Source organism: Marseilla massiliensis, assembly GCF_016899855.1.
Lineage (GTDB): Bacteria > Bacteroidota > Bacteroidia > Bacteroidales > Bacteroidaceae > Prevotella.
The window spans coordinates 1-9,889 of sequence record NZ_JACJJG010000096.1 but is presented as its reverse complement, the minus strand read 5'-3'; the positions used below and the strand labels follow the sequence as shown (position 1 = coordinate 9,889).

General features: G+C 46.2%; 9 protein-coding genes and 1 pseudogene. 5 read left to right on the top strand and 5 right to left on the bottom strand.

All coding sequences use genetic code 11. The features are described 5' to 3' along the window. Positions 1-132: 132 nt before the first annotated feature. Positions 133-402 carry a 30S ribosomal protein S15 gene (gene rpsO / locus H6A34_RS11915; RefSeq protein ID WP_021948304.1) on the bottom strand — a complete coding sequence of 90 codons (270 nt, stop codon included), beginning with the start codon at positions 400-402 and terminating at the stop codon, positions 133-135. Positions 403-1,223: 821 nt separating this feature from the next. On the opposite strand from rpsO, the gene typA reads away from it, so the two are divergent. Further along, the gene (gene typA, locus H6A34_RS11910; RefSeq protein WP_205105698.1) at positions 1,224-3,026 is read left to right on the top strand and encodes a translational GTPase TypA; all 1,803 of its coding nucleotides are present in this window, start codon (positions 1,224-1,226) and stop codon (positions 3,024-3,026) included. A 139-nt stretch (positions 3,027-3,165) separates the two neighbouring features. Then, positions 3,166-4,185, top strand: coding sequence for a hypothetical protein (locus H6A34_RS11905; RefSeq protein WP_205105697.1), 1,020 nt, complete (start codon positions 3,166-3,168; stop codon positions 4,183-4,185). A gap of 635 nt (positions 4,186-4,820) precedes the next feature. Here H6A34_RS11905 and H6A34_RS11900 read toward each other — a convergent pair. Both H6A34_RS11900 and H6A34_RS11895 read right to left on the bottom strand, forming a co-directional pair. After that, positions 4,821-5,744, bottom strand: coding sequence for a hypothetical protein (locus H6A34_RS11900; protein ID WP_205105696.1), 924 nt, complete (start codon positions 5,742-5,744; stop codon positions 4,821-4,823). A gap of 1 nt (position 5,745) precedes the next feature. Further along, positions 5,746-5,991, bottom strand: coding sequence for a hypothetical protein (locus H6A34_RS11895; protein ID WP_205105695.1), 246 nt, complete (start codon positions 5,989-5,991; stop codon positions 5,746-5,748). A 469-nt stretch (positions 5,992-6,460) separates the two neighbouring features. Between H6A34_RS11895 and H6A34_RS11890 the strand changes: the two genes are divergently transcribed. Then, positions 6,461-7,105: a recombinase family protein gene (locus tag H6A34_RS11890; protein WP_205105694.1), complete on the top strand. Its 645-nt coding sequence runs from the start codon at positions 6,461-6,463 to the stop codon at positions 7,103-7,105. A 2-nt stretch (positions 7,106-7,107) separates the two neighbouring features. Here H6A34_RS11890 and H6A34_RS11885 read toward each other — a convergent pair whose 3' ends face one another. Both H6A34_RS11885 and H6A34_RS15545 read right to left on the bottom strand, forming a co-directional pair. Next, positions 7,108-8,403, bottom strand: a complete 1,296-nt coding sequence (locus H6A34_RS11885) for a tyrosine-type recombinase/integrase (RefSeq protein WP_239480868.1) — start codon at positions 8,401-8,403, stop codon at positions 7,108-7,110. A gap of 72 nt (positions 8,404-8,475) precedes the next feature. Further along, positions 8,476-8,709 (bottom strand): annotated as a pseudogene (locus H6A34_RS15545) (Arm DNA-binding domain-containing protein); the annotation flags it as partial. 179 nt (positions 8,710-8,888) lie between these two features. Between H6A34_RS15545 and H6A34_RS11880 the strand changes: the two are divergent. Next, complete coding sequence (locus tag H6A34_RS11880) at positions 8,889-9,059, top strand: hypothetical protein (RefSeq protein ID WP_021949438.1); 171 nt, start codon at positions 8,889-8,891, stop codon at positions 9,057-9,059. Positions 9,060-9,291: 232 nt separating this feature from the next. Continuing rightward, positions 9,292-9,651 (top strand): hypothetical protein, encoded by a 360-nt coding sequence (locus H6A34_RS11875; protein WP_205105692.1) that lies wholly within the window; start codon positions 9,292-9,294, stop codon positions 9,649-9,651. Positions 9,652-9,889: the final 238 nt, after the last annotated feature.

Below are 9,889 nucleotides of genomic sequence, written 5' to 3'. Positions count from 1 at the left end.
GACATTTGTCTTTAACTACTTTAACTCCCTTAACTCCTTTAACTACCAAAACATTAACCTAAGAGGCCCAAGCGATATAGTATCGCTTGGGCCTCTTAGGTTAATGTTTTGAATATTCTTCTACACTTCTGCTTATCGGCGCAGACCGAGAGCCTTTACTATTGCACGGTAGCGATTGATGTCGCGTTTGTACAGATAGTCGAGCAGGCGGCGACGTTTACCTACCAAGATAGTCAGCGACCTCTGTGTAACGTGGTCCTTGTGGTTCTTCTTGAGGTGCTCCGTCAAGTGGGAAATACGGTATGAGAACAATGCTATCTGGCTCTCTGCCGAGCCGGTATCAGTGTTAGACGTTCCGTACTTTCCGAAGATTTCCTGTTTTTTCTCTGGGTTTAAATACATTTTGTTTGATTGATTAAAGAGTTGTGTAATTACATCCTTCAGACGGATTGCGCCTTAATCACGGGCGTGCCCGTCGTCGAATGCATCGGATTTTCCGAATTGCGGCGCAAAGGTACGGATTTTAATTAAGAATTAAGAATTAAGAATTAAGAAAATATGCTTGGTTGACGATTTTTTAACATTTTTCTTTCTTACAGGCTTCTGAATGTTTGTGTTGTGTCTGACGTTATGCTACGATAAGTCGCTAAACGGTGACATGCTGATTCTGGTTGAGCCGTCTATACGGCGATATTTTGAAAAATAAGCCCCGTGGGCGGAAATATCGCACGTATAAGTGTGCAAACGTAAAGTGCGTTAAGCGAGGTGCTTATGTCGTAAGCGCTGCCGAATGTGCAATATATGGCCGCCGAAAATCGTGCGAAAGGCCGCCTTTTGAGTGTTGAAAGCCGTCCGAACGGGTGGTAATAACGGCCTTTACGCATGCTGAAAGGCGCTCTTCCGTAAGATGAAAGACCGTCTTTTGCATCCTAAAAGGCCGCAAACGGTAACGTAAAAGGCCATGAAGCGTGTCGCCGAAGGCCGTCCTTGGGGCTGCGGTTTTCTATTTCATGTCCCGCTGGCGCATGGATGCCGTGTGACGTTTTGTTACGGCAGCATGCCTATATGCTTACATCCTGCTTTTCCGTAAAAGCTTAGCGTAATTACGCCCTGTGGTACCCCGCAATGTTTAAATTACCCTGCATATCCCTATTTTCTTAATTCTTAATTCTTAATTCTTAATTAAATAATGTACCTTTGCACCCGGTTTATAAGGTATTAGTATGCAGAATATCAGAAACATAGCGATTATCGCCCACGTAGACCACGGCAAGACGACGCTCGTGGACAAGATGATGTTGGCCGGAAACCTGTTCCGTGACGGACAGGACCTGAGCGGCCAGGTGTTGGACAGCAACGACCTTGAGCGTGAGCGAGGGATAACAATCCTGTCGAAGAACGTATCTATCAACTGGAAAGGAACGAAAATCAATATCATAGACACCCCGGGACACTCTGACTTCGGCGGTGAAGTTGAGCGTGTACTCAACATGGCCGACGGCTGCCTGCTGCTGGTTGACGCCTTCGAGGGCCCCATGCCGCAGACCCGCTTCGTGCTCCAGAAGGCGCTCCAGATAGGTCTGAAGCCCATCGTAGTGGTGAACAAGGTGGACAAACCAAACTGCCGCCCCGAGGAAGTGTACGAGATGGTGTTCGACCTGATGTTCTCGCTCAACGCTACGGAAGACCAGCTTGACTTTCCCGTGGTGTACGGCTCGGCAAAGAACGGCTGGATGGGCGAAGACTACAAGGTGCCTACTGACAACATTAACTACCTGCTTGACAAGATAGTAGAGGTGATACCCGCGCCAAAGGCGCTCGAGGGTACGCCGCAAATGCTCATAACCAGTCTCGACTATTCGAGCTATACGGGCCGTATAGCCGTGGGGCGTGTCCACCGCGGAACACTTACCGAGGGCATGAACGTCACCATCTGCCACCGCGACGGCTCTCAGGAGAAGACCAAAATCAAGGAGCTGCACACCTTTGAGGGCATGGGCCACGTCAAGACCCCGAGCGTATCGAGCGGCGACATCTGCGCCATCATCGGTCTGGAGAAGTTCGAGATTGGCGATACTATCTGCGACTTCGAGAATCCGGAGCCGCTGCCTCCCATCGCCATTGACGAGCCTACGATGAGCATGTTGTTCACTATCAACGACTCGCCGTTCTTCGGCAAGGAGGGAAAATACGTCACCAGCCGCCACATCAACGACCGCCTGCAGAAGGAACTGGAGAAGAACCTCGCCCTGCGCGTGGCTCCATTCGGCGATTCTACCGACAAGTGGATAGTCAGCGGACGCGGTGTGCTCCACCTGTCGGTGCTCATCGAGACGATGCGCCGTGAGGGTTACGAGCTCCAGGTAGGCCAGCCGCAGGTGATATACAAGGAAATCGACGGCCAGAAATGCGAGCCGATAGAAGAGCTTACGATAAACGTGCCCGAGGAGTTTGCCAGCAAGATGATTGACATGGTGACCCGACGCAAGGGCGAGATGACCTCGATGGAGAGCCAGGCCGACCGCGTTAACATTGAGTTTGACATCCCCTCGCGCGGCATAATAGGCCTTCGCACCAACGTGCTGACCGCCAGCCAGGGCGAGGCTATCATGGCCCACCGCTTCAAGGAGTACCAACCTTACAAGGGAGACATCACCCGCCGTATCAACGGCAGCATGATAGCTATGGAGACGGGCACGGCCTACGCCTACTCGATAGACAAGCTGCAAGACCGCGGCAAGTTCTTCATCGACCCGGGCGACGAGGTTTACGCCGGCGAGGTGGTTGGCGAGCATGTTCACGACAACGACCTCGTGGTGAACGTAACGAAGGCAAAACAGCTGACCAATACCCGTGCCAGCGGCTCTGACGACAAGGCGCGCATCGTGCCGCGCACGGTGCTCTCACTTGAGGAAGCACTCGAATACATCAAGGAGGACGAGCTTGTTGAGGTTACGCCGAAGTCGATGCGCATGCGTAAAATCATCCTCGACCATAACGACCGCAAGCGCGCGAACAAACAGTAAGCCGCAAAGCGGCAATTAAGAATTAAGAGTCTGGAAAATTAAGAATTAAGAGTTAAGAATTAAGAAAATATGCCTTGCCGCAACGAAGGTATCTTTCTTAATTCTTAACTCTTAATTCTTAATTAAAATAAGTGTCAATATGAATAGGTTGTTACTATTGTTTTTAATGTTCCTTGTCATGCCTGTTAATGCGCAGATAAGGATAGTTGACGGCACCGACGGCTGTCCCGTACAGGCAGCAAGCGTGTTTGTTGACGGCGGAAAGTGCGTCGGCGTGAGCGGTACCGACGGCACTCTGCCCCTGCCCAAGGGATACAAGGGCACGGTGACGGTTCAGCACATCAACTACACAAGCCATGAGTTCTGCACCGATACGGTGTCAAACAATACAGTTAGGCTCACGCCTTACACCTACGCAATACCCGAAGTGACGGCCAAATACGAGCGTCCCGACTATCTGGTGATAACCGCATACGAGCGCAGTTACATGATTACGGACTCCGTTCCGTCGTCGTTCAGCGACGCCGTGTTCGACTATTACATACCGCTGCGCCATGGACGCATAAGACGCAAGGCCCTATCGACAAGGAACTTGCACAAGATTAGACAGAAGGAAAACGGTCAGTCGGAATATTACACAAGCCCTACGATGATTAAATTGAAGAAGCGAAGCCTGCTCGACAAGTTCCGTGACAAGGGCTATTTGGACGATTCGATTGCCAACGGGATAATGAAGCGCAGCCGAAACGGCTCTATACAAGCCATAAAGAGCGACATGGTGGCTAAGACGTTGACCGTCTATACCGACAGCGCTTTTGGCGGAAGCGAGGGAAAATCATATAATTTCTTCGGAATGAAGTTTCATTTTTATAGCTATAAAAAGAGCGAAACGTATGACACACGACATGGAACACCCACATTGAGAAACCTTGTCAGCATGTATGAATACCTTGACATGTCCTTGAATTTGCCAGGAAAAAAGTTCAAGGAGGTTAGAGGTCAGACCTTTGAGGAACTTTATGTAACCGGCATCAGGCATTGCACGAAAAAAGAAATGAAGGCTGCCATGAAGGCGGAAGCACAGCTGACGGTAACCATTCCGCAAGGAATCCCGCCATTGAGCGCACCGCTTGCCGAGGCCGTAAGCCGCATGAAATGAGGCCGTCAAGCGCATTCCGCCATACGCTTGACGGAATGCTGAATACAGCATTGGGAATCGTCATTTTACAAAAGGCGGTCTTTTGGCTTGCAAAAGACCGCCTTTTGTGTTGTAATACATGGCCTTTTGCAGGCTAAAAGGCCATGTATTACAGAAGCGTTGGTTTCACGCCATATTGCAGTTGTTTAAACGCAGGCAGGCAGTGGGCGGCCAATCTTATCGGCATTGTAATAAAAATAAATGGCGGTTTTGTTTTGTATTAAGCACGATTTACATTATCTTTGCAGTCAATATAGGGCTTATGCCCTGTTGGTATATTATTTGGAATAGAAGCGCAATGCTCTTCTCGATGGTGAAAACGTAGGAAGTCTTTTAGCTCTACTTAACTCACTGATATTAAATGTTTTACAATCAATTTTTTGGAGCGTTCTTTTCCTTTGTTCTTATTTCCATTTGGCAAATATAAATCCTTTTTTCGAGTGTACGGCAACATTTGAGAGCATTAACTTTTATTAAATTATAACGTGCATAAAAACAAACCTATAAAATCCTTTATACATAAGGGGTTGAGTGGTGTAAACGTGCATCCGTGGGGGTATTGGTTATATACCTGTGAGGCACAAAAATAGGGAGGTTTAACACACCTCCCCACTGATAATATCCGCAAGGTCAATGACCTCTTTTCTTTTACCTTTTGGCTTAAAATAAAGCATTCTGCGCGTCCAATAGAGCCAAATTGCAGTTCTGTACTCTTCTCCTAAAAGGAGGTGTTCTGTGGCCTCTAAATCGCCCCATTCGGGCTTTATTGAGTGGATATATGACAACCATTGGCGGTAACTTTCATTCCTTAACTCAATTTCCGCACGAAATACCGCATGGTTGCCGTATTCGTTCCATGCCTCCTCGTACTTTTTGCCGCTGCTCTCTAATATTTCTCGCGTCTTGTTATATATTCGTAGTTTAGGGTACTCGGGGTCTTTTTCGCTCCGAAAATTAAGCGTAGGATAACGGTCTTGGCGTTCGCGTGAACGTCCGTATGTCTCGTAATATCCACCTATTTTACGGTTTGCGTCAGCAACCTTTTTGCCGCGCAAAATCATGTCGTAATTTTGGTGGTCATGTACAAGTCTGCGGATGGCTGGAATAGGGTTGTAATTGCTGTCGGCCGCGATTTCGAGCAACGTGATATTATTTAGTTGGAGGCCAAGGACATCCGATACATACGGCAAGTAGCACAAATGGTTGTATTTTTCGCCTGTGCAGACATCTCGGCCTTGGCAATCATATAAAGATGGTTGGGCAAACGAGAGGAAGCAACGCCCCTTGTACTTGGCAGAGTTATTTAGCGTTAGTTCCCCCATGGAGACATCTTTGCTTCCGTCCCAGTATGTTATCAGCGCAGTTGCGTTAGTCGGTGGCAACTCGTTGTCAGTCGCCCGCCCGTTGTCTATGACCTTAAGCCTAAAATAGCCGCAATCCATTTCGTCACCATTCTCTAAACTTGTGACATCATAAAACAGCTGTTGAGGCTGCTTGTAACAAAGCCTCAACCTATCCACGTTAAAATGTGTTCTCCTTTTCAGTGACATTGCCTTTTGGGTCTTTGTTGTCGTTGTCATTTGTCGGCCAAAGCTTGTCAAAATCTTGCTGTGGCGGTATTTGCGCCCATGCCCTACGTTGGCCATCGCTTATGCGCCGTTTTGTCTCATCAGACAGTTTGCGCCCTCGTAGCTTGGCGGCTATTTTGTCGCGAACGTACTGCGGCATTTCGCGTGTTTGCCGCTTGTATTCAATGTAATTATTCATACTCTTTTGCTTTGTATATAAATAGTACGTTTAATTGATTTAATATAAATAGTTAGTTGTTTTTATTCTGATTTTCTTCTGCCGAAATATTTTGCAAACTGTTTTTATCTAATTGCACCGTTTTAATTTTGAAACAAACACAGGGGACATAAGCCTACCCCCCTTGGGCGAGAGGGACGGCGATAGCCCCTATACAGTGGGGTTAGGGCTTTTCGTCTCATACTATACGTGTCAAAAATTGATACTTCTCAGGTGTCAAATTTTGACGTTGAGGCTCAAAAATAAAAATGGCTCAAATAAATCTTATTTGTGCTTTTGAACCGCCTTATTTTTGGTCTCATATTATTCTTTGATTAATCTTATGCTAGTGAATGTTAAATGTTTTCGTTAGGCTCAAATAAATCTATGTATTATTTGACTGTCGGCAAAATAATTCGTATCTTTGCATCCGAATTAAATCAGACATAACATGAAAGCTGTTATTTACACCCGTACATCGTCAATCACAGACCGTCAAACGAATGACAGGCAAATAGCCGACCTCACTAAGTATGCGGAGGCAAACGGCATAGAGGTTGTCAAGGTCTTTAACGAAAAGGTCAGCGGTGCAAAGCGTAACGAGGAACGTGCCGTGCTCATGGCCTGCTTGGAGTATGCGGAGGTCAACCGCATTGACACCATACTTTGCAGCGAGTTAAGCCGTTTTGGTAGGGCAATATGGGAGGTTTTATCGGGCATAAAGTTTTGTATTGATAAAAAAATTGACGTATTCTTTCAAAAAGAAAATTTACACGTTCTTGACGGTGACGGCAAGGTGGACGGCATTATGGCCATATACGTGTCTTGCCTCTCGTTTTGCGCCGAAAAGGAAAGAGAGAATATCGCGTACCGTCTTAATAGCGGTCGCCGCCTTGCCATTGCTCGCGGTGTTCGCATGGGCCGCAAGGTCGGCAGCGTAAAGACACGGCAACAAAAGGAAGAACAGTACAAAGACGTTATCAAGTGTTTGCGCAAAGGGCTTTCCGTTTCCGAAACGTTTGCCATTTGTAGCCAAAAAGGCACAAAATGCAGCATATCGACAATTAAACGCGTTAAGAAAGAGTTTGTGGGTTGAGGCTATAAATTTAGCCTCAACCGCTTAATATCTGCTTTCAAACGTTTGTAACCCTCTGTATCATCGTCCTTATATAGTCGTTCTATAGCCTCAACATCCCATCCCATATTTGCCAATGGGACTTCGTAACGGGTCGCAATTAAGCGTGCAAGTCCCCGTGGGTCGCGGATGTCGGCGTAGTTCTCGCGCGGCTCACCAAGCCACGACAATATGTCGCGACAATGTAGCAAATAAGTTGTCAGTGCGGTACTTTGCTGTTGCTCACAGGTATTGTCGGCAGTCGTTCCGCTTACACGGTCATGCGCACGGAATACTGCATTAGCCTCATCGTCATCATTATGGACGTTGTACACCTCGTTTATCATCGTTGTATCGGCGTGGCCTGTGAGACGGCGAAGCTCGTCTGCACTATAACCTTGTTGCAGCATTTTACGAATAAATGTATATCGCGCGAAATGACTTGATATTATATCGCAAAGGCGCACAGTCTTTATGTTCCCATTTGCATCCTTGAACGTTTCCACCCCCGTTAGTCCTGCCTTACGGGCAACATTACGTATAATGCGGTTATATTTGTTCGTGAATGTACGGGTATTGTCAGGATGGGCATACATGAAGCCATTATCGGCATACCTTGTAATATATCCTTTCATTATATCTGTCACCAATATATACGCCCTTATGTGTTCCTTTTGTGTATCAATACTTATTACTTCTTTGCCATTAGTATTGAAATGTTTTTGGGCTGTTTGGTTGAACAGCTTGGGCATATCGCTAATCCGACAACCGCACTCACACTCCATGATAAACAAGTCGCGATATTCTTGTTCTTGCGGTGTTAATGTTCGGCAAGTTAGCAAGGCGGTTATTTCTTGCTCAGTAAGCGGCCGTCTCTTTTTCCATTCATTTTTTGGCTTGATTTCTTTGAGTGGTTGGTATTCGACTTTGTTTATATTATAGTGGGAAAATTCCGTATGCGTGGCAATAACCTTAACCAACCTTGCAACAACGTTACAGAGGTTGTTTATTTGCGCATTACTTATACGCCGACTACCGCTTTCCCGTTGATAAACCAAGTAATCACGGAACTCATTTATACCCCGTTGCGTAAGCCTCTTTACTGTGTCGCCTGTTTCGGTGAGAAACGTCAAATAACTGCTGAGGCGGTCTCGCATTACTTTGCGCGTTGTCTCTTTCACATCGGGGTTCTCGATGTAGTATATCGTGAAAGCACGCTCCATTAGTGAAGTTGCTTTTGCTCCTGCGTTTGCCTTTTGGCTTGCTATTTTATTTGTCATAGTTAATCTTTTTATTAATGTTATTGTCGGGACGTCCGTTGTGAAGCAAAGATATAGAAAAGATTTTTGAAAACTAAGCCTGAATTGTGAAATAGTGTTAATAACTTTAATTGCATTAGCCTCATCTTCCTTATCTATATTATAACGTGGTAGTTGCTTCTTTTCGTCCCATTGCCACGGCTTTATACTGCATCCCGTGGGCACTTTATATTGTTTTCTGCCGACACGGATAACCGCATATATAGGTGTCATTCCCTTTTTACGGGGTTGCCTCAAATTGAAGTTTAGCGTAACATTCTTTAACATAACCGCCTTGCCTTAACTCGTTCTTTTTTATGGTTCTTTTTCTTTTTTTCGGCAAAACGCTTCTTTTATTTAATAGATTATTGTACCTTTGCAACTGATTGAGTTTTAGGCTCTTTCAAGGACATACGAATATAAGAAGCGCAATGCTCTTCTCGATGATGAAAACGTAGGAAATTTTCATGCAAAAGAGAGATGAAGGCATGGTGGTTCTCACGGTTTGCGTGGGCCGCTACGGCTATATCTCTCTTTCGGGTTTTCCTACGACCTTCATCATTGACATGGCATTATCGGCTCCACGCTTCATGTTAAAAAGTATATTGCTCCTGTGCGGCCGGGGAGTTGGAATGTGATTGTATGCAATTGGCTGATTTGATGTTGCTTGCCAGACGGTTCGTCATGTCCGTAGGAGCAAGCCCGGCCTATCCGAATGGCCGGCGTTGCTATTCAGGTGTTTATCATGACGGGCGGGCGGTTTACTTTTATGACGACTCCGGTAACGGCAGGATATATGGTGGAAAGTTCTGGTTTTCAAGGATGACGTACGTTCAACCGAAAGGTTGAATCAAGGAGACGGCGTATGGATTGTTCGGCAACGGCAGGAAACAAGGGCGCTGGCTGTTTACTTACAGGACTTTCGGGTTGAGGCGTTCGCTGTATGTCGATTATGCTGACGGCCGTCGCGCCGGTTGTTACGTGTACCGTTCGAGGTGCAGTTCACGTTTACTTGGTTTCAAGAAAGGCACTACTCTGCTGACTGTCGGCGTGTCGGGGCACGACCTTACCGGACAGGTTTATTATTCGTTTGGCGGTGAGTCACTTACCGGAAGGTTTGATTCCGCGGGGCGTCCTGACGGGCGCTGGACGATGAATGCCGTAAAGACGCGTTCACACAAGATATTCCAGGTTCATCCGCAGTTCTGTTGGATAAAGATAAGATGCTGATATTCAAGTATTTGTATTATCTTGTATGCTCATAAGTCCCTGATAATCAGTACCTGTATATTGATTAAATTGAAATTTAGGGCTATAAAACTATCCGGCTTATCCATACTTCAAATTATAGGTTCTTCCGCAGTTTTGTTGGATGGCCTTTCAGCAACATAAAATTGAGCACATCGAGTTTTTCTTTTAAAAGATTAAAAATCAATAGTTTTGTTATATAATTTGAAGTATGGATAAG

Coding starts and splice junctions, on each gene's coding strand:
- rpsO (WP_021948304.1), bottom strand. CDS start 402: ATGTATTTAAACCCAGAGAAAAAACAGGAAATCTTCGGAAAGTACGGA.
- typA (WP_205105698.1), top strand. CDS start 1,224: ATGCAGAATATCAGAAACATAGCGATTATCGCCCACGTAGACCACGGC.
- H6A34_RS11905 (WP_205105697.1), top strand. CDS start 3,166: ATGAATAGGTTGTTACTATTGTTTTTAATGTTCCTTGTCATGCCTGTT.
- H6A34_RS11895 (WP_205105695.1), bottom strand. CDS start 5,991: ATGAATAATTACATTGAATACAAGCGGCAAACACGCGAAATGCCGCAG.
- H6A34_RS11890 (WP_205105694.1), top strand. CDS start 6,461: ATGAAAGCTGTTATTTACACCCGTACATCGTCAATCACAGACCGTCAA.
- H6A34_RS11885 (WP_239480868.1), bottom strand. CDS start 8,403: ATGACAAATAAAATAGCAAGCCAAAAGGCAAACGCAGGAGCAAAAGCA.
- H6A34_RS11880 (WP_021949438.1), top strand. CDS start 8,889: ATGCAAAAGAGAGATGAAGGCATGGTGGTTCTCACGGTTTGCGTGGGC.